17 protein-coding genes are annotated in these 18,243 nt (G+C 67.0%); 11 read left to right on the forward strand and 6 right to left on the reverse strand.

Translation table 11 applies throughout. The features are described 5' to 3' along the window. The first annotated feature begins 17 nt into the window (after positions 1 to 17). Positions 18 to 1,010, forward strand: coding sequence for a Bug family tripartite tricarboxylate transporter substrate binding protein (locus HCU76_RS07160; protein WP_218508883.1), 993 nt, complete (start codon positions 18 to 20; stop codon positions 1,008 to 1,010). Positions 1,011 to 1,055: 45 nt separating this feature from the next. Further along, positions 1,056 to 1,904: a phosphatase PAP2 family protein gene (locus tag HCU76_RS07165; RefSeq protein WP_213956422.1), complete on the forward strand. Its 849-nt coding sequence runs from the start codon at positions 1,056 to 1,058 to the stop codon at positions 1,902 to 1,904. Between the two features lie 82 nt (positions 1,905 to 1,986). Here the strand turns inward: HCU76_RS07165 and HCU76_RS07170 are convergent, their stop codons facing one another. Beyond that, positions 1,987 to 2,475 (reverse strand): molybdenum cofactor biosynthesis protein MoaE, encoded by a 489-nt coding sequence (locus tag HCU76_RS07170; protein ID WP_213956421.1) that lies wholly within the window; start codon positions 2,473 to 2,475, stop codon positions 1,987 to 1,989. Between the two features lie 68 nt (positions 2,476 to 2,543). Next, a complete protein-coding gene (locus HCU76_RS07175) occupies positions 2,544 to 3,467 on the reverse strand; it encodes a LysR family transcriptional regulator (protein WP_213956420.1) in 924 nt (307 codons plus the stop codon). 73 nt (positions 3,468 to 3,540) lie between these two features. Here HCU76_RS07175 and metE point away from each other — a divergent pair, with 73 nt between their 5' ends. Beyond that, positions 3,541 to 5,856, forward strand: coding sequence for a 5-methyltetrahydropteroyltriglutamate--homocysteine S-methyltransferase (gene metE, locus HCU76_RS07180; RefSeq protein WP_218508884.1), 2,316 nt, complete (start codon positions 3,541 to 3,543; stop codon positions 5,854 to 5,856). Between the two features lie 53 nt (positions 5,857 to 5,909). On the opposite strand, the gene HCU76_RS07185 is transcribed toward metE, so the two are convergent. Next, positions 5,910 to 7,376, reverse strand: a complete 1,467-nt coding sequence (locus HCU76_RS07185; RefSeq protein WP_213956418.1) for a short-chain fatty acyl-CoA regulator family protein — start codon at positions 7,374 to 7,376, stop codon at positions 5,910 to 5,912. A 123-nt stretch (positions 7,377 to 7,499) separates the two neighbouring features. Between HCU76_RS07185 and HCU76_RS07190 the strand changes: the two genes are divergently transcribed. The 8 genes from HCU76_RS07190 to HCU76_RS07225 all read left to right on the forward strand — a co-directional run bounded on the left by HCU76_RS07190 (position 7,500) and on the right by HCU76_RS07225 (position 16,076). Then, the gene (locus tag HCU76_RS07190; RefSeq protein ID WP_213956417.1) at positions 7,500 to 7,901 is read left to right on the forward strand and encodes an acyl-CoA thioesterase; all 402 of its coding nucleotides are present in this window, start codon (positions 7,500 to 7,502) and stop codon (positions 7,899 to 7,901) included. After that, positions 7,898 to 9,055: a 2-methylcitrate synthase gene (prpC, locus tag HCU76_RS07195; RefSeq protein ID WP_213956416.1), complete on the forward strand. Its 1,158-nt coding sequence runs from the start codon at positions 7,898 to 7,900 to the stop codon at positions 9,053 to 9,055. Before HCU76_RS07190 ends, prpC begins: the two co-directional genes overlap by 4 nt. A 2-nt stretch (positions 9,056 to 9,057) precedes the next feature. Next, on the forward strand, positions 9,058 to 11,667 hold the full coding sequence (gene acnD, locus HCU76_RS07200) for a Fe/S-dependent 2-methylisocitrate dehydratase AcnD (RefSeq protein WP_213956415.1): 2,610 nt from the start codon (positions 9,058 to 9,060) through the stop codon (positions 11,665 to 11,667). Continuing rightward, the gene (gene prpF / locus HCU76_RS07205) at positions 11,667 to 12,860 is read left to right on the forward strand and encodes a 2-methylaconitate cis-trans isomerase PrpF (RefSeq protein ID WP_213956414.1); all 1,194 of its coding nucleotides are present in this window, start codon (positions 11,667 to 11,669) and stop codon (positions 12,858 to 12,860) included. Before acnD ends, prpF begins: the two co-directional genes overlap by 1 nt. Positions 12,861 to 12,880: 20 nt before the next feature. Further along, the gene (locus tag HCU76_RS07210) at positions 12,881 to 13,741 is read left to right on the forward strand and encodes an oxaloacetate decarboxylase (RefSeq protein WP_213956413.1); all 861 of its coding nucleotides are present in this window, start codon (positions 12,881 to 12,883) and stop codon (positions 13,739 to 13,741) included. 209 nt (positions 13,742 to 13,950) lie between these two features. Next, positions 13,951 to 14,145 carry an oxidoreductase-like domain-containing protein gene (locus HCU76_RS07215; protein ID WP_213956412.1) on the forward strand — a complete coding sequence of 65 codons (195 nt, stop codon included), beginning with the start codon at positions 13,951 to 13,953 and terminating at the stop codon, positions 14,143 to 14,145. A 329-nt stretch (positions 14,146 to 14,474) separates the two neighbouring features. Continuing rightward, on the forward strand, positions 14,475 to 15,359 hold the full coding sequence (gene dapA / locus HCU76_RS07220) for a 4-hydroxy-tetrahydrodipicolinate synthase (RefSeq protein WP_345944701.1): 885 nt from the start codon (positions 14,475 to 14,477) through the stop codon (positions 15,357 to 15,359). Positions 15,360 to 15,389: 30 nt separating this feature from the next. Then, the gene (locus HCU76_RS07225; protein ID WP_213956410.1) at positions 15,390 to 16,076 is read left to right on the forward strand and encodes an RraA family protein; all 687 of its coding nucleotides are present in this window, start codon (positions 15,390 to 15,392) and stop codon (positions 16,074 to 16,076) included. Positions 16,077 to 16,181: 105 nt separating this feature from the next. Here the strand turns inward: HCU76_RS07225 and moaD are convergent, their stop codons facing one another. From moaD to mobB, 3 genes are read right to left on the reverse strand one after another with little or no spacing between them, the layout of a single operon-like run. Beyond that, positions 16,182 to 16,433, reverse strand: a complete 252-nt coding sequence (gene moaD, locus HCU76_RS07230; protein WP_213956440.1) for a molybdopterin converting factor subunit 1 — start codon at positions 16,431 to 16,433, stop codon at positions 16,182 to 16,184. Then, positions 16,433 to 17,683 (reverse strand): gephyrin-like molybdotransferase Glp, encoded by a 1,251-nt coding sequence (glp, locus tag HCU76_RS07235; RefSeq protein WP_256354068.1) that lies wholly within the window; start codon positions 17,681 to 17,683, stop codon positions 16,433 to 16,435. The genes moaD and glp overlap by 1 nt, the downstream gene beginning before the upstream one ends. Next, the gene (gene mobB, locus HCU76_RS07240; protein ID WP_213956409.1) at positions 17,676 to 18,221 is read right to left on the reverse strand and encodes a molybdopterin-guanine dinucleotide biosynthesis protein B; all 546 of its coding nucleotides are present in this window, start codon (positions 18,219 to 18,221) and stop codon (positions 17,676 to 17,678) included. The genes glp and mobB overlap by 8 nt, the downstream gene beginning before the upstream one ends. Positions 18,222 to 18,243: the final 22 nt, after the last annotated feature.

The following is an 18,243-nucleotide window of genomic DNA, read 5'->3' on the forward strand; positions in this document are numbered from 1 at the left end:
CTGCTCTGGAGTCGATCATGTTCTTTTCAAGACGAGGTGTCCTGTCGCGCGGCGTGCGCAGCGCGGTGGCGCTGGCTGCGTTCACCGCGTTCTCGGGCCTCGCCCAGGCGCAAGGCGGCGCCCCGATCCGTCTTCTCGTCGGCTTTCCGGCCGGCGCCGGCACCGACGCCATCGCCCGCATGCTCGGCGAAAAGCTCAAGGACGAACTCGGCGTGCCGATCGTCGTCGAGAACCGTGCCGGCGCTGGCGGACAGATTGCCGCGCAGGCGCTCAAGGCCTCGCCGGCCGACGGCCACACGCTGCTGCTGTCGCACGACCACACCATCTCGATCCTTCCGCAAGTGGTGAAGAACCCCGGCTTCAACCCGGCTACCGACTTCGTGCCCGTGGCCGGATTCGCCACCTTCGCCAACGTGCTGGCCGTCTCGGGCGGCACGCCGGCAAAGACCTTTGATGAATACCTGAAATGGGTCAAGACCCAGAAGGGCGGCAAGGACACCATCGGCATTCCCGCCCCCGCCTCGATCCCGGAGTTCCTGGTCAAGATGATCGCGGAGAAATCGAAGCTCGACATCCAGTCGGCGCCCTACCGCGGCAGCGCCCCCATGACCGCGGACATGCTGGGCAACCAGATCAGCGCCGGCATCGCGTCGGTGCCGGACTTCATCGAGAACCATCGCGCCGGCAAGGTCCGCATCGTCGCCACCATCGGCGCCAAGCGCCAGGCCTTGCTGCCGCAGGTGCCGACTTTCACCGAACTGGGCTTTGCCAACCTGAACGACCTGCCCTACTACGGCGTTTTCGCGCCGGTCGGCACGCCGCAGGCCTTCATTGACCGTTTCGGCACGGCGCTGCAGAAAGTGCTGGCCATGCCCGACGTGCGCGACAAGCTCACCAACATGGGTCTCAGCGTGGGCTATGAACCGCAAGGGCAGTTCTCGGGCCGCGTGCGCACCTACACGCAGTCGTGGGAGCGCATCATCCAGGCGAGCGGCTTCAAGGCGCTGTAGCTGTACCGTTACCATGGCGCTCCCGAAAAAAAGGAGGAGACATCCATGGAGATCAAGACGTTGACGGCCACCTTGGCCGTCGCGCTGCTGGCCGGCGCATGCACCACGTCACCGCGCGTCGTCGCGCCCACATCGGCTGCCGAGGTGGGCGAACTGCGCGCTGGCACCGGCTACCTCAAGGGCTACCTCGCGCCCGCCGAGTTGCCCGACAGCCTCGCATTGCTCCCGGCCCCGCCCGCCGCGGATTCGCCGGCCTACGCCGCCGACACCGCCACCTTCCGCAACCTCACCAAGCTGCAGGGCACGCCGCGCGGCGCCATGGCCGTGTCGGATGCCAACCTGCATTTCCCCGAAGCCGCGTCGGTCTTCTCATGCGCCCTGGGCGTACAGATTTCCGAGCAAGGCACGCCCAACCTCAGCATGCTGCTGCGCCGCACGCTGACCGACGCCGGCCTGGCGACCTACAAGGCCAAGGACAAGTACGTGCGCACGCGGCCTTTTGTCGTCTACAAGACCGCGAGCTGCACGCCGAAGGAAGAAGCCTTTCTGGCCAAGGATGGTTCGTACCCGTCCGGCCACTCGTCCGTCGGCTGGGGCTGGGCGCTGGTGCTGGCGGAAGTCGCGCCCGATCGCGCTGATGCGATCCTGCAGCGCGGCCGCGCGTTCTCGCAAAGCCGCGCCATCTGCGGCGTTCACTGGCAGAGCGACATCGAGGCCGGCCGACTGGTCGGGTCCGCCACGGTGGCGCGCCTGCACAGCAACGCGGTGTTCAACGCGCAGCTGGCAGCGGCGCGCGACGAGGTCGCCAAGGCCCGTGCCGCCGGCGCGCCGCAGGCGGCGGCGTGCGCTGCCGAAGGCGCGACGATCGCGGGCTCCAGCACTGTGGCTCCCTGATCCAGAGCGCGTATGCGCGGAAGCGCTTGTGATGCCGGAGCCAACGCCGCAGACCCGGGATCGGAGTCCACGATAGAAAGATTCACGCCTTCTCCGCGTTGGCAGCGTCGATGCCCCAGCGTGCCAACGCCTTGTCGTCGGCCACGCGCGCATCGACCCAACGGGCGCCTTCGGGCGTTTGTTCCTTCTTCCAGAACGGCGCCTGGGTCTTCAGGTAGTCCATCAGGAACTCGCAGGCCTCGAAGCTCTGGCCGCGGTGCGCCGAGACGACCGCCACCATCATGATCTGGTCCAGCGGCTGCATCAGGCCCACGCGATGCACCACGCGCGCGCCAAGGACGTCGAAGCGGCGCTGCGCCTCGTCGATCATGGCTTCGATCGCCTTCTCGGTCATGCCGGGGTAATGCTCCAACTCCATCGAGGCCACAGCCGATCCGTCGTTGCGGTCGCGCACCGTGCCGACGAAAGCGCAGACCGCGCCCACGCGCGTATCGGTGCCACGCAGGAGTGCCACCTCGGCGGCCAAGTCAAAGTCGTGTGTCTGGATGGCTACGCGCGGGGTCTGGCTCATGGGTAAATTGTGGCACTTGCGCCGCAGGCCGGTTCCGAATCGAAGCCGACCTTGATCTGTCGGCTCCGTTACAGCAACTCGATGCCCGGCAATGTCTTGAAGCAGGTCTCGCGCGTGATGCGCACGAAGTCGTCAGCCCAGGGGCGGCTCGAAGTCGCCGAACTGCAAGCCATGTGCAGCTCGCCCGTCAGGCCCTTGCGCCCCACCGGCCTGGCCGTGACATAGCCGCACTCCAGATAGCCCTGGACCGCCCACAAGGGCAAGGTCGCGACACCGCGGCCGCTGGCCACCAGTTGCAGCATGGCGACCGTGAGTTCGGTGGTGCGGCGGTGCAGGGGCTCGACGCCCGCCGGCGCCAGGACCTGGCGCACGATGTCGAGCATGTCGTCGGGCACCGGGTAGGTGATCAGCGTCTGGTCGGCGAAATGCCGGGCCGTGAGGTATTCCTTCGCGGCCAGCGGATGGTCGTTGGCCAGCAGCGCCACGATCTCGAAGCGGAACAGCGGGTGGTAGTCGACTACCTCGTCCGCATCCTGTTCCGACACGATCGCCACCTCGGCCCGGTCCTGCAACACCAGCGCGATCGGGTCCGGATGAAAGCCCGAGACGATGTCCAGTTCGATCTCGGGCCAGCGGCTGCGGAACTCGTCCATCGCCGGCATCAACCAGTCGAAGCAGGTGTGGCACTCGACCACGATGCGCAGTTGCCCGTCGGCGCCCTGCGCCAGGCGGGCGACGTCCCGCTCCGCCTCGTCGACCAGCGCGAGCGTGGTATCGGCCAATTGCAGGATGCGCTGGCCCGCACCGCTGAACTGCGGCGGCACCGACTTGCGCTCGAACAATGGCATGCCGAAGTGTTCTTCGAGCAGCTTGACCTGGTGCGACAGCGCCGACTGCGTCAGGTTGAGCATCTGCGCCGCGCGCACCAGGCTGCCGGTGTCACGCAAGGCGGCCAGGGTGCGCAGGTGGCGGATTTCGAGGATCGACTGCATCTTGAATCAATTTCACGTTGATTGGCAATAAGTTTCGTTTGAATCATATTGCATGGCACGGGATGATCGACGGATGACACGTACACACACCCTCGGCTTCCCACGAATGGGCGCCCAACGCGAACTGAAGTTCGCCCTCGAAAAGCACTGGCGCGGCGAGATCGATGCCGCTGGCCTCGAAGCCGTTGGCGCCGAGCTGCGCGCACGCCGCTGGCAGGCGCAGGGCGATGCCGGCCTGGACTTCGTGACGGTCGGCGACTTTGCTTTCTACGACCATGTTGCCAATCACATCCAGATGCTGGGTTGCGAGCCTCCGCGCTTCGACTTTCCGGGTGACGAGCCCGAACTGGCCCGCTACTTCACGATGGCGCGCGGCGTGGCCGACGAGGCCGGCCACGAAGGCTGCACGCACGGCAGCCACGCGACCTTTGCGCTGGAGATGACCAAGTGGTTCGACACCAACTACCACTACCTCGTGCCGGAGTTCAGCGCCTACACGCGCTTCAGCCTGGCCTCGGTGCGGCTGTTCAATGAAGTTGCCCAGGCCCAGAAGCTCGGCCACAAGGTCAAGGCGGTGCTGCTCGGGCCGCTGAGCTTCCTTTGGCTCGGCAAGGAAAAGCAGCCTGGCTTCAATCGCTTCACGCTGCTGGATTCGCTGCTGCCGGTCTACGAGCAGGTGCTGGCCAGGCTCAAGTCGCTGGGCGTCGAATGGGTGCAGATCGACGAACCGATCCTCGGCCTGGACCTGCCCGACGCCTGGCGCAACGCCTTCGAGCGGAGCTACTGGCAGCTCGCCCGCAGCGCGCCCAAGCTGCTGCTCGCCACCTATTTCTCTCCGCTGTCGGATAACCTGCGTTTGGCCTGCCAGCTTCCGGTGGCCGGCCTGCACGTGGATGCGGTGCGCGCGCCGGCCGAGCTCACCAGCGTGGCCGACTGGTTGCCAGCGCACAAGGTGCTCTCGGTCGGCATCGTGGACGGCCGCAACATCTGGCGCACCGACCTGGACGCCGCGCTCGCGCGCCTGGGGCCGGTGACCGCGAAGCATCGGGGTGAGCTGTGGATCGCGCCGTCGTGCTCGCTGCTGCACGTGCCCTTCAGCCTGGCGGGCGAGACCCGGCTCGATGCGGAAGTGAAGCCCTGGCTGGCCTTTGCCGTGGAAAAGCTCGATGAGCTGCGCGTGCTGCGCGCCGCGCTGGACGGCGAGGAAAACGCCGTGGAGGCCGAGCTGATCGCCGCCCGCACCGCGGTGGCCGCCCGCCGTGCGAGCCCGCGTGTGCACCGCGCCGATGTCGGCCTGCGCATTGCGCGCAGCGTGACCAGCGACGATCGCCGCAATTCCGGCTTTGCAAAGCGCCAGGCCGCGCAGCGCGCCCGCTTCGCGCTGCCTCCCTTGCCCACGACCACCATCGGATCCTTCCCCCAGACCGCTGCGATCCGCGCAGCCCGCGCCGCCTTCAAGCGCGGCGAACTCGACGCCACCACCTATGCCGAAAAGATGAAGGCCGAGATCGCCTTGGCCGTGCGCAAGCAGGAAGCGCTGGGCATCGACGTCCTGGTGCACGGCGAGGCCGAGCGCAACGACATGGTCGAGTACTTCGGCGAGCAACTCGACGGCTTCGCCTTCACCACCCACGGCTGGGTGCAGTCCTACGGTTCGCGCTGCGTGAAGCCGCCGATCATCTATGGCGACGTGGCTCGTCCGGCAGCAATGACTGTCGAATGGACCGCCTATGCCCAGAGCCTGACGAAGCTGCCGATGAAGGGCATGCTCACCGGCCCCGTCACCATCCTGCAATGGTCCTTCGTGCGCGACGACCAGCCGCGCAGCGTCACCACCGAGCAGATCGCGTGGGCCATCCGCGACGAGGTGGTGGACCTGGAGAAGGCCGGCATCGGCATCATCCAGATCGACGAGCCGGCCATCCGCGAAGGCCTGCCGCTGCGCCGCGCGGGCTGGAAGAGCTACCTGGAAGGCGCCACGCGCTCGTTTCGCATCAGCGCCTCGGGCGTGGCCGACCGCACGCAGATCCACACCCACATGTGCTATTCGGAGTTCAACGACATCCTGCCGGAGATCGCCGCGATGGATGCGGACGTGATCACCATCGAGACCAGTCGCTCCGACATGGAGCTGCTGCGCGGCTTCGGCGACTTCAAGTATCCGAACGAGATCGGCCCCGGTGTCTACGACATCCACTCGCCGCGCGTGCCCACGACCGACGAGATGGTGCGGCTGATGCGCAAGGCGGCGGCCGTCGTGCCGGCTGCCAACCTGTGGATCAACCCGGACTGCGGCCTCAAGACGCGCGGCTGGCCGGAGACGGAGGCTGCGCTGTCGAACATGGTTGCTGCGGCGCGAGCGTTGCGCGCTGAACTGGCGCCAAGTTGACGGACACCGTTTCGCACCAGTAACCGCGACTCCGTGGGTCCTGCGAACCGGCGCTAACCGGTGGCCTTGCCCTTGCGTGCGGGTGGCGGGGCTCCGGGCTGGCCGCCCGCCACCGCATACGGCGTGAACCGGCTCTCGTTCTCGTTCACGTCCAGCGGCCGGCCGACGAAGGGGAAGGCCCGCTGCGGGCACGCCATCCGCTCGCACACCTTGCAGCCCATGCCGATGGGCGTCGGCACCTCCGGGTCCTTCAGGTCCAGCCCCTTGGCATAGACCAGCCGCGGCGCATAGCGCACGTCGCAGCCCAGCCCGATCGAGAAGGTTTTGCTCGGTGAGCCGTAGCCGCGCTGGCCGTGCGAGACGGTTCGCGCGATCCAGAGGTAGGCCCGGCCATCGGGCATGCGTGCGAGTTGCGGCAGGATGCGCCCCGGCTGCGCAAAGGCCTCATACACGTTCCACAGGGGACAGGTGCCACCAGTCTTGGAGAAGTGGAAGTGCGTGGCCGACTGGCGCTTGGAGATGTTGCCGGCCCGGTCCACGCGGATGAAGAAGAAAGGCACGCCCGGTGCATCGGGCCGCTGCAACGTGCTCAGGCGGTGGCAGACGGTCTCGAAGCCGACGCCGAAGCGTCGCGCCAGCTGGTCGATGTCGTAGCGGAGGTTTTCGGCAGCGCCGAGAAAAGCCGCGTAGGGCAGCAGCAAGGCGCCTGCAAAGTAATTGGCCAGTCCGATGCGTGCCAGTCCGTGCGCCGCGGCGTCGCCAAAGCCTGCGCTTTCGACCAGCGCCTCAATGAGCGCCGACTGCTCCAGCAACGCCAGTTGCGTGGCGAGCTGGAAAGCCTGCTGCCCTGGTTCCAGACTGGATGACAGCCGAAGCACGCGGCTGGCCGGGTCGTATCGGCGCTGGCTGAGCTCCGCCCCTTCGTCGGACGGCACCACGCGCACCCCATGCTGCTTCATCAGCCTCCCCATCAGCCACTCACCCAGCGGTCCGCCGTGTGCGCGTGCCTCGGCGGCCAGCGTTTCCGCCGCGCTGTCCAGCGCGTCGAAGTAGTTCTGGTTGGCAAAGAAGAAGTCTCGCACCACCTCGAAAGGCATCGGGCGCCCACGCGCCAAGTCGCCGCGCCCGTCGCCCAGCTCGGTGGACATGGCTTCAAGGCGTTCCAGCGCCTCCTGATGGCGTCGATGAAGCGCGATGAGTGCGTGGCCCACGGCAGGCATCTGCGAGGCGATTTCCGTCAGCTCGGGCAACGCGATGACTTCGCCGCCGGGGTTGTCCGCCACGGCCTCGCGCATGTCGGCAACGAGCCGCGCTTCCTCGTCGTCGGAGAACTGCTGCACGTCGACCCCGAGCGTGCGGCTGATCTTGAGCAGCACCGCGACCGTCAGGGGCCGCTGGTTCTGCTCCAGCTGGTTCAGGTAGCTGGGCGACAAGCCGAGCGCGTTTGCGAGCGCCACCTGGCTCAGGCCGCGCTCGGCGCGGAGTTTGCGCAGGCGCACGCCCATGAAGGTCTTGCGCATCAGGTGTCACTCCAAGCCAGAGTCTTATCATTCGCAATCTTCGCAACTTGACGGTTTTTCATTCGCAATCATTCGCCATTTCAGTCCTTCATTATGGCGCCTGCTTTGCGTATATTGCGAAGCATGACTGAAGAAACTCCCACCATCGAGGTCGCCGAAATCGTGTTCCCCGAGCACGCGAACCACTACGGGACGCTGTTCGGCGGCAATGCCCTGCTTTTGATGTCCAAGGCCGCCTTCCTGGTGGCGCGGCAGCACGCGAAATCGGATGTCGTGATGGCCCGCTGCGTCGACGCGCAGTTCGTGGCGCGCGTGCCGGTCGGCAGCGTGCTGCGCCTGCGTGCTTTCGTGAGCCGCGTCGGCCGCAGTTCGATGACCGTCTGCGTCACCGGCATGGCCGAGCGCTTCGGCGAAGAGGCCGAGATGGCGCTCAACGGCGTCTTCGAGATGGTGGCAGTCGATGCCCAAGGGCGGCCTGCCCCGATTCCCCACACCTACCTGAAAAAAGAACTGGAGATTGCATGAACGACCTCGCGTCGCCCAACGGCTTCAAGCCGAAGAAATCCGTTGCCCTGTCGGGCGTGACCGCCGGCAACACCGCGTTGTGCACCGTCGGGCGCACCGGCAACGACCTGCACTACCGCGGTTACGACATCCTCGACATCGCCGAGGTCTGCGAGTTCGAGGAGATTGCGCACCTGCTGGTGCACGGCAAGCTGCCGACGGCCGCCGAACTGCGCGCCTACAAGGACCGGCTGAAGGCCATGCGCGGCCTGCCCGCCAGCGTCAAGCAGGCGCTGGAGCAGTTGCCGGCCGGCGCGCACCCGATGGACGTGATGCGCACCGGCGTCTCGACGCTCGGCTGCGTGCTGCCCGAGAAGGACGACCACAACCTGCCCGGCGCGCGCGACATTGCGGACCGCCTGATGGCCTCGCTCGGCTCGATGCTGCTGTACTGGTACCACTGGTCGACGCAGGGCAAGCGCATCGAGGTGGAGACCGACGACGACTCCATCGGCGCGCACTTCCTGCACCTGCTGCATGGCCGCAAGCCCTCCCCCAATTGGGAGCGCGCGATGCACACCTCGCTCAACCTCTACGCCGAGCACGAGTTCAACGCCAGCACCTTCGCCGCCCGCGTGGTGGCGGGCACCGGGGCGGATGTGTACTCGGCCGTCACCGGCGCCATCGGCGCGCTGCGCGGCCCCAAGCATGGCGGCGCCAACGAGGTCGCCTTCGAGATCCAGAAGCGCTACGACTCGCCCGACGAGGCCGAGGCCGACGTGCGTCGCCGCGTGGAGGCCAAGGAAGTCGTGATCGGCTTCGGCCACCCGGTCTACACGGTGAGCGACCCGCGCAACGTGGTCATCAAGGGCGTGGCAAAGACGCTGTCGCAGGAGGCCGGATCGACCAAGATGTTCGACATCGCCGAGCGCCTGGAGGGCGTGATGTGGGATGCCAAGAAGATGTTCCCCAACCTGGACTGGTTCAGCGCCGTGAGCTATCACATGATGGGCGTGCCCACCGCCATGTTCACGCCGCTCTTCGTCATCGCGCGCACCTCGGGCTGGGCCGCGCACATCATCGAGCAGCGCATCGACAACAAGATCATCCGCCCGAGCGCCAACTACACCGGCCCGGAAGACCTCGTCTTCGTGCCGATCGGCGAGCGAAAGTGACCATGAACACCCAATACAGAAAAAGACTGCCCCACACGACGCTCGACTACTTCGATGCCCGCGAAGCGGTCGACGCGCTCCAACCCGGCGCCTGGGCCAGACTGCCGTACACCTCGCGCGTGCATGCCGAGAACCTGGTGCGCCGCTGCGACCCTGCCATCCTCAGCGAATCGCTGCTGCAACTCATCGAACGAAAGCGCGAGCGCGACTTCCCCTGGTTTCCCGCGCGCGTGGTGTGCCACGACATCCTGGGACAGACCGCGCTGGTGGACCTGGCCGGCCTGCGCGACGCGATCGCCGACATGGGCGGGGACCCGGCCAAGGTCAACCCCGTGGTGCAGACGCAATTGATCGTCGACCATTCGCTGGCCGTCGAGTTCGCCGGCTTCGACCCGGACGCTTTCGCGAAGAACCGCGCCATCGAAGACCGCCGCAACGAAGACCGCTTCCACTTCATCGAGTGGACGAAGAAGGCGTTCAAGAACGTCGAGGTGATCCCGCCGGGGAACGGGATCATGCACCAGATCAACCTGGAGCGAATGAGCCCCGTGGTGCACGCGAAGGACGGCGTGGCCTACCCCGACACGCTCGTCGGCACCGACAGCCACACGCCGCATGTCGATGCGCTGGGCGTGATCGCGATCGGCGTCGGCGGGCTCGAAGCGGAGAGCGTGATGCTCGGCCGCGCATCGTGGATGCGCCTGCCGGACATCGTGGGCGTGGAACTCACCGGCAAGCCGCAGCCCAGCATCACCGCCACCGACATCGTGCTGGCGCTGACCGAATTCCTGCGCAAGGAGAAGGTGGTCGCCGCGTACCTCGAGTTCTACGGCGAGGGCGCGTCGGCGTTGACGCTGGGCGACCGCGCGACCATCTCCAACATGACGCCGGAATTCGGCGCCACGGCGGCGATGTTCTCCATCGACCAGATGACCATCGACTACCTGCGCCTGACCGGGCGCGAGGACGAGCAGGTGCGGCTGGTCGAGCTCTATGCCAAGGAAGCGGGCCTGTGGTCCGATGCACTGGCGACCGCCGAATACGAGCGGGTGCTGCGATTCGACCTGTCCTCGGTGGTGCGCAACATGGCCGGGCCATCGAACCCGCACAAGCGCCTGCCGACCTCGGACCTGGCGGCGCGTGGCATCGCGGCCAAGTGGGAGCAAGTCCCCGGCAAATTGCCCGACGGCGCGGTCATCATCGCCGCCATCACCAGCTGCACCAACACCAGCAACCCGCGCAACGTCATCGCGGCCGGCCTGCTGGCACGCAACGCCAACGCGCGTGGGCTTGTGCGCAAGCCGTGGGTCAAGTCGTCCCTGGCGCCCGGCTCGAAGGCGGTGCAGCTCTACCTCGAAGAAGCCGGCCTGCTGCCTGAACTGGAGAAGCTGGGCTTCGGCATCGTGGCCTTCGCCTGCACCACCTGCAACGGCATGAGCGGCGCACTCGACCCGGCCATCCAGCAGGAAGTCATCGAGCGCGACCTGTACGCCACGGCCGTGCTTTCGGGCAATCGCAACTTCGACGGCCGCATCCACCCCTATGCCAAGCAGGCCTTCCTGGCCTCGCCGCCGCTGGTGGTGGCCTATGCCATCGCCGGCACGGTGCGCTTCGACATCGAGAAGGACGTGCTGGGCATCGACGCCGCCGGCCAGGCCGTCACGCTCAAGGACATCTGGCCCAGCGACGAAGAGATCGACGCGATCGTCGCCGAGAGCGTGAAGCCCGAGCACTTTCGCCGCGTGTACGACCCGATGTTCAAGATCCGCGTGGCCAGCGACGAGAAGATCAGCCCGCTGTACGACTGGCGCCCGCAAAGCACCTACATCCGCCGCCCACCGTACTGGGAAGGCGCGCTGGCCGGCGAGCGCACACTCCGAGGTATGCGCCCGCTGGCCGTGCTTCCCGACAACATCACGACCGACCACCTGTCGCCCTCCAACGCCATCATGATGGACAGCGCGGCCGGCGAGTACCTGCACAGGATGGGCCTGGCGGAAGAGGACTTCAACTCCTACGCCACGCACCGCGGCGACCACCTGACCGCGCAGCGCGCGACCTTTGCCAACCCGCAACTCGTCAACGAGATGGCCGTGGTCGACGGCAAGGTCAGGAAGGGCTCGTTGACCCGCATCGAGCCCGAGGGCTTGGTGGTGCGCATGTGGGAAGGCATCGAGACCTACATGCAGCGCAAGCAGCCGCTCATCATCATCGCCGGCGCCGACTACGGCCAGGGCAGCTCGCGCGACTGGGCGGCCAAGGGCGTGCGCCTGGCGGGCGTGGAAGCCATCGTGGCCGAGGGCTTCGAGCGCATCCACCGCACCAACCTGATCGGCATGGGCGTGCTGCCGCTGGAATTCAAGCGGGGCGTGAATAGGCTGACGCTGGGCATCGACGGTACCGAGACCTACGATGTGGTGGGCGAACGCCGCCCGCGCGCCGAGCTGACACTGATCATCACGCGCCGCAATGGCGAACGCCTCGAAGTGCCCATGACTTGCAGGCTGGACACGGCCGAGGAAGTGTCGATCTACGAGGCCGGCGGCGTGCTGCAACGCTTTGCGCAGGACTTCCTTGCATCCACCCACCAAGCTGAACCTCAGGCTGCCTGATGCCACACCTTCCACAGATCAAGATCCCCGCCACCTACATGCGTGGCGGCACCAGCAAGGGCGTGTTCTTCTGCCTGCACGATCTGCCCGCGACCGCGCAGGTGCCGGGGCCCGCGCGCGATGCGCTGCTGATGCGCGTGATCGGCAGCCCGGACCCCTACGGCAAGCAGATCGACGGCATGGGCGGATCCACTTCGAGCACCAGCAAGACGGTGATCCTGTCGAAGAGCACGCGGCCCGGCCATGATGTCGACTACCTGTTCGGCCAGGTGTCCATCGACAGCGCCTTCGTCGACTGGAGCGGCAACTGCGGCAACCTGTCGGCCGCCGTCGGCCCCTTCGCGATCAGCAACGGCCTGGTCGATGCCAGCCGCGTGCCGCGCAACGGCGTGGCGGTGGTGCGCATCTGGCAGGCCAACATCGGCAAGACCATCGTCGCGCATGTGCCGATCACCGAGGGCGCGGTGCAGGAGACCGGCGACTTCGAGCTGGACGGCGTGACCTTCCCGGCCGCCGAGGTGCAACTGGAATTCATCAACCCCGCCGATGAAGGCGAGGGCGAAGGCGGCGGCGCCATGTTCCCCACCGGCCGGCTGGTCGACGATCTTGAGGTTCCCGGCGTCGGTACCCTCAACGCCACGCTGATCAACGCCGGCATCCCGACCATCTTCGTGGACGCCGAATCCATCGGCTACACCGGCACCGAGTTGCAGGACGCCATCAACGGCGATGCCAAGGCGTTGGCCAAGTTCGAGGCCATCCGCGCCCACGGCGCGGTGCACATGGGGCTGATCCAGAACGTCGACGAAGCCGCCAGGCGCCAGCACACGCCCAAGGTCGCCTTCGTCGCCAGGCCGAGGAGCTACACCGCGTCCAGCGGCAAGGCGATCGCGGCCGGCGACGTCGACCTGCTGGTGCGCGCCCTGTCCATGGGCAAGCTGCACCACGCGATGATGGGCACGGCGGCCGTGGCCATCGGCACCGCCGCCGCCATCCCCGGCACGCTGGTGAATCTGGCGGCGGGCGGCGGCGAGCGCACGGCCGTGCGCTTCGGCCATCCCTCCGGCACCTTGCGCGTGGGCGCCGAGGCTGCGCTCGTCGACGGCCAATGGACGGTCACCAAGGCCACGATGAGCCGCAGCGCACGCGTGCTGATGGAAGGCACGGTCCGCGTGCCCGCCGACAGTTTTTGAATCCCTGAGGAAATCCAGCAATGTCCACCCGCAAACAACTCAAGGTCCTGGCCGAAGCACGCCGCGGCGTGATCGTGCCCGGCGCGTTCAACGCGCTGTCGGCCAAGGTCATCGAAGACCTGGGCTACGAAGCCGTCTACATCACCGGCGCCGGCGTCACCAACATGTGGTTCGGCATGCCGGACCAGGGTTTCATGGGCCTGCACGAGATCGCCGACCACACCGCGCGCATCCGCGACGCCGTCAACCTGCCGCTGATCGTCGACGCCGACACGGGTTTCGGCAATGCGCTGAACGTGCGCCACACGGTGCGCGTTCTGGAACGCGCCGGCGCCGACTGCATCCAGCTCGAAGACCAGGTCGCGCCCAAGCGCTGCGGCCATTTCTCGGGCAAGGAAGTCATTTCCACCGAGGAGGCCGTCAGCAAGATCAAGGCTGCGGTGGATGCGCGGCACGACCCGGACTTCCTCGTCATGGCCCGCACCGACGCCTGCGCCACGCAAGGCTTCGAAGCAGCGATCGAGCGCGCCCAGCAATTCGCCGAGGCCGGCGCCGACATCCTCTTTGTCGAAGCCGTCACCACGGCCGAGGAGATTCGCGCGCTGCCAAGGCGCCTGTACAAGCCGCAGTTGATGAACATGGTGATCGGTGGCCGCACGCCGATCTTTGGCGCAGAGGAACTGGGCGAGTTGGGCTACGGCATCGTGCTGTACGCCAATGCCGCGCTGCAAGGCGCCGTGGCCGGCATGCAGAAGGCGCTGACCGTGCTGCGCGAGACCCGGCGCATCGACGAAGACCCGGCCTTGGTGACGCCCTTCGCCGAACGCCAGCGTTTGGTCGGCAAGCCGGAATGGGATGCGCTGGAGAAACGCTACACGTAGATGAAACATCCCGACGAAAGCAACGTTCGGTGCCAATCGAGGCGCTGAGTCGGGGACGCTTGGAGGGGGATACCCACCGCCCTCGGACCGCGCCCCCGTCCGAGTTTCATACGTCGCAGAAGACGCCCGGCGTCATGGGCCACTGAAATGAGCGCCTGCTACACCTGCGTCGCCATCAAGGCCACCACAGACCCGTTACTGTTGCGTCAATGACATCGCCAACTGCACAAGACCCCGATCCGATGCCCCAGGCGCCCGAGCAACCCGACCTGGATGCTTGCTGCGGCGATGGCTGCAACCCCTGCATCTTCGACCTCTACGATCTGGCCATGGACGAGTATCGGCAGGCTTTGCGTGCATGGCACGCCCGGCACCCGGAGCCGATCCCGCTCAAGCCCCAATGACCCCTCTCGACCATCAAGTCGAGGTCGTGTGTCCGGAAGGCTACGCGCGGCGTCTGGCCCATGGCAAATCTGGCGCTTGCGCCGCAAGCCGTAGTACATTGCGGGCCATGTCTCCCCGGCTCCTGCTTCTCCAATCGCCTTCTGCGGAAGGCTTGGACTTCGCACGCATGGGTGGCAAAGCCAAAAAACCAAAGCTCGTCTGACCGGAGCCTCGGTTCCGTCGTCGGATGAGCGACGGAACCAGCAGGAGCCCTCCCGGCCCCCACGTGTTGATGTGCGCGCATCCGACGATGGTTCATTCCATCGGTCGATTCCTGAAAGGAAACTGCGTGTCCATCGATTCTTCATTCACTCCCGATTTTTCCGGCCTCTGGGTCCCGCTTGTCACGCCCTTCGAGGGCGATGCGGTCGACCATGCGGCGCTGCGCGCGTTGGTCCGGCGGTTGGTGCCCGCAGGCATTGCAGGAACCGTGGTCTGCGGCTCGACCGGTGAAGCCGCTGCGCTCGACGAGCGCGAGCAAATGGCCGCCCTTGCCACCGTCGCCGGCGCCGCACCGGAATTGCCGCGCGTCATGGGCATCTCCGGCTATCACCTCGGCCAGACGCTCGAATGGGTGCGGCACCTGAACCGCGAGCCGCTGGCCGGGCTGCTGGTGCCACCACCGCACTACATCCGGCCGTCGCAGCAAGGGCTCGTCGACTGGTTCACAGCCATCGCCGATGCGAGCACGGCGCCGGTCCTTGTCTACGACATCCCCTACCGCACCGGCGCGACGCTGGAACGCGCCACCCTGCTGGCGCTGGCGGCGCACCCGAACATCGTCGGGGTCAAGGATTGCAGCGGTGATGCCGACAAGGTCCGCACCCTGATCGCGGACGGCCGCCTCCAGGTGCTGGCCGGCGAAGACGCACAGATCTTCAGCACGGTCGCGGAAGGCGGCGTCGGCGCCATCGCGGCCAGCGGGCACCTGCAGACGGCGCGATTCGTCGATGTCATCCAGCGGCTGCGCGAAGGCCGACTCGCCGAGGCACGGTCGCTCTGGCAACCGCTGCTGCCGCTGATCGAATGCCTTTTCGCGGAGCCGAACCCGGCGCCGATCAAGGCTGCGCTGGCGCTGGAAGGCCTCATGGGCGACGCCCTGCGGGCCCCCATGACCGGCGCGTCCGAGTCCATGCGTGTTCGCCTGCATGCGCTGCTGGCCGCGCTTGCGTAGCATCGTCCGACACCCAACTCCGGAGACATCATGAGCGACCACAGCGATGCAACCTTGTTCCAGCAGATGCGCGACGAACTCTTCGTCGCCGCGGTGGGAGACGTGCTCGACACCATGGGCTACCAGCACCAGTTCCTGCCGCCCGGCATCACGCCGCTGGACAAGTCCATGCGCATCATCGGCCGCGCCATGCCGGTGCTGGAGGCGGACGTCATCAACGACGGCACGAAATCGAAAGGCCCGCTCTCGGGCAAGTCCTTCGGCCTGATGCTGGAAGCGCTCGACGACCTGAAGCCGGGCGAGATCTACATCGCCACCGGCGCATCGCTGCGCTACGCCCTGTGGGGCGGCCTGATGTCCACCCGCGCACAGCACCTGAAAGCGGCAGGCGCCGTGCTGGACGGCTACGTGCGCGATGCCAACGAGATCGAAAGCCTCGGCTTCACCGTGTTCTGCCGCGGCACCTACGCGCAGGACCAGGGCGTGCGCGGCCAGGTCATCGACTACCGCTGCACCATCGAGATCGACGGCGTGCGCATCGCCCCCGGAGACCTGCTCTTCGGCGACCGCGAAGGCGTCATCGTGATACCGCGCGCGGTCGAAGCGGAGGCCGTGGCCAAGGCGCTGGAGAAGGTGCGAACGGAGAACAAGGTCGCCGACGCGATCCGCGGCGGCATGAGCGCGTGCAAGGCGCTGGAGATCTTCGGCGTGATGTGAATCCGCCGAAGCACCGCAGAACAGGCCTTGCCGGGCTGCTGGTGCTGCCCCCGGCAGGGGGGAGGAGAAGCGCACGAAGTGCGCGGAGCCTGGGGGCGAGCTCGTTTACCCGCCGGTGACCGGAGGGAAGAACGCGACTTCGCTCCCGTCCTTCAATGCCGCATCCTCGGCGCTCATGAGCTGGTCCAGGGCCATGCGCACTGCCTTGCCACGCGCAAGCGCGCTCGCATAGGGCTCGCCGCGCCCGATCAATTCGTCGCGCAGGGCGGCCAGCGTGGACGCTCCGGTCTCCACCGTCTCGCTGCCCTTGCCGAGCGCCTCGCGCACCGAAGCGAAATAGCGAACCGTGACGCGCATCATGCGAGCAGCGAAGCGAACGAGATGAACTGCACGATGTCGCCGGACCTGAAGGGTTGGCCCGCAGGCGTGTCGATGACGCCGTCGCCCCAGACCGCTGACGTGAGCACGCCTGAACTCTGGTTCGCAAACAGGTCGAGCCCGCCCTTCGCATTGCGGCGCGCGCGCAGGAACTCGCGACGCTTGTCCGCGCGCGGCCAGTCGAAATCGGCCCGCACGGCGATCGGCTGCGGCGCGACGCGCGTCGCGCCCTGGAGCGTGAGCAGGAAGGGACGCACCAGCAGCATGAACGTCAGATAGCTCGACACCGGATTGCCGGGCAATCCCGTCACATGTGCGTTGCCGATGCGCCCATACGCAAACGGCTTGCCCGGCTTCATCGACAGCGACCACAGCTGCAATTCGCCGAGCGCCTGCACGGCGGCCTTGATGTGGTCCTCTTCGCCGACGGAAACGCCGCCCGTCGTGATGATCACGTCGTTGGTTTCGGCCGCGCGCCGCAGCGCGTCGATCGTCGTCTCTCGGTTGTCCGGCACGATGCCCAGGTCATGGACCTCGCAGCCCAGCCGGTTCAGCAGCGCACGCATGAAGAAGCGGTTGGAGTTGTAGATGGCACCGGGCTTCATCGCCTCGGGCGCCACCTCGCCGGGCATCACGAGTTCGTCGCCGGTCGACAGCAACGCGACACGCGGGCGCCGGGCCACTTGCAGGCGGTCCATGCCGACGCTGGCCGCCAAGCCGAGCGCCGCAGGCGAAAGGCGCTCGCCGCGCGAGAGCACCACGTCGCCGCAGGCGACGTCTTCGCCGGCGCGACGAATCCATTGACCGGTGGCCGGCACCAGGTCGATCTGCACCCGGCCCAGCGAACCCTCCTCTGGCAAGGCCGTCGTGTCCTCCTGCATCACCACCGCGTCGGCACCGGCGGGGATCTGCGCCCCGGTGAAGATGCGCGCAGCCGTGCCCGCGGCCAGCGGCACGCCGACCGTACCGGCGGGAATGCGCTGCGCGACCGTGAGCACCGCGCCGGGCGCACCGCAGTCCGCGACGCGCACGGCATAGCCGTCCATCGAACTGTTGTCGCGCGGCGGCACGGTGAGCCCCGACACCACTTCCTGCGCAAGCACACGCCCATCGGCCTCGAAGGTCGACACCGATTCGCTGCCGATCACCGGAACAGCCTTCGCGAGCAGCGTGGCGAGCGCCTCGTCGAGCGGCATCAAGGGCGGGCGTTTGGAAGGAGCTTCAGACATGATGGTCACGGTTGTATTCGAAGCGCGTACCGCTGTCGATCAGCCATTGCCCGATGGCCTCTGCGTCATTGAGGTCGAACAACGGCAGGCTCGTTGGCAACGGCAAGGATTCGGGCGTATCGGTCGCGATGGCGGCGACGCGTTCGTCTTCGACATAGCAAGCCGGCCGCTCCGTCTCGCCTTCGGCCGTCGCCCGCCAGACCTCGATCTTCGGCAGGTCGCTCTGCTTGAATCCCTCGACCAGCACCCAGTCGACACCGGCGTCCAGTTCGGCAACAAGTTGATGCACCGAGAGTTGTGCCGGCTGCTCGAACTCGCGCATCAGCGCCAGGCGGCGGTCTGACGCCACGACGACTTCGAATGCACCGGCCTCTCGATGGCGGAACGTGTCCTTGCCCGGATGGTCGATGTCGAACTTGTGGTGCGCATGCTTGACCACCGACACGCGCAGTCCGTGCCGCTTGAGCACGGGAATCAGGCGTTCGACGAGGGTGGTCTTGCCGGCACCGGAATAGCCGGCGAAGCCGATGACTTTCATGCCGGATGGGCGCCGTGGCCCT

The sequence above is a fragment of the Variovorax sp. dw_308 genome (assembly GCF_019207085.1).
In the GTDB taxonomy this organism is placed as follows: Bacteria; Pseudomonadota; Gammaproteobacteria; order Burkholderiales; family Burkholderiaceae_C; genus Variovorax.

What these genes read in the sequence shown, in the direction of transcription:
- HCU76_RS07160 (WP_218508883.1), top strand. Translation starts at nt 18, where the DNA reads ATGTTCTTTTCAAGACGAGGTGTCCTGTCGCGCGGCGTGCGCAGCGCG.
- HCU76_RS07165 (WP_213956422.1), top strand. Translation starts at nt 1,056, where the DNA reads ATGGAGATCAAGACGTTGACGGCCACCTTGGCCGTCGCGCTGCTGGCC.
- HCU76_RS07170 (WP_213956421.1), bottom strand. Translation starts at nt 2,475, where the DNA reads ATGAGCCAGACCCCGCGCGTAGCCATCCAGACACACGACTTTGACTTG.
- HCU76_RS07175 (WP_213956420.1), bottom strand. Translation starts at nt 3,467, where the DNA reads ATGCAGTCGATCCTCGAAATCCGCCACCTGCGCACCCTGGCCGCCTTG.
- metE (WP_218508884.1), top strand. Translation starts at nt 3,541, where the DNA reads ATGACACGTACACACACCCTCGGCTTCCCACGAATGGGCGCCCAACGC.
- HCU76_RS07185 (WP_213956418.1), bottom strand. Translation starts at nt 7,376, where the DNA reads ATGCGCAAGACCTTCATGGGCGTGCGCCTGCGCAAACTCCGCGCCGAG.
- HCU76_RS07190 (WP_213956417.1), top strand. Translation starts at nt 7,500, where the DNA reads ATGACTGAAGAAACTCCCACCATCGAGGTCGCCGAAATCGTGTTCCCC.
- prpC (WP_213956416.1), top strand. Translation starts at nt 7,898, where the DNA reads ATGAACGACCTCGCGTCGCCCAACGGCTTCAAGCCGAAGAAATCCGTT.
- acnD (WP_213956415.1), top strand. Translation starts at nt 9,058, where the DNA reads ATGAACACCCAATACAGAAAAAGACTGCCCCACACGACGCTCGACTAC.
- prpF (WP_213956414.1), top strand. Translation starts at nt 11,667, where the DNA reads ATGCCACACCTTCCACAGATCAAGATCCCCGCCACCTACATGCGTGGC.
- HCU76_RS07210 (WP_213956413.1), top strand. Translation starts at nt 12,881, where the DNA reads ATGTCCACCCGCAAACAACTCAAGGTCCTGGCCGAAGCACGCCGCGGC.
- HCU76_RS07215 (WP_213956412.1), top strand. Translation starts at nt 13,951, where the DNA reads ATGACATCGCCAACTGCACAAGACCCCGATCCGATGCCCCAGGCGCCC.
- HCU76_RS07225 (WP_213956410.1), top strand. Translation starts at nt 15,390, where the DNA reads ATGAGCGACCACAGCGATGCAACCTTGTTCCAGCAGATGCGCGACGAA.
- moaD (WP_213956440.1), bottom strand. Translation starts at nt 16,433, where the DNA reads ATGCGCGTCACGGTTCGCTATTTCGCTTCGGTGCGCGAGGCGCTCGGC.
- glp (WP_256354068.1), bottom strand. Translation starts at nt 17,683, where the DNA reads ATGTCTGAAGCTCCTTCCAAACGCCCGCCCTTGATGCCGCTCGACGAG.
- mobB (WP_213956409.1), bottom strand. Translation starts at nt 18,221, where the DNA reads ATGAAAGTCATCGGCTTCGCCGGCTATTCCGGTGCCGGCAAGACCACC.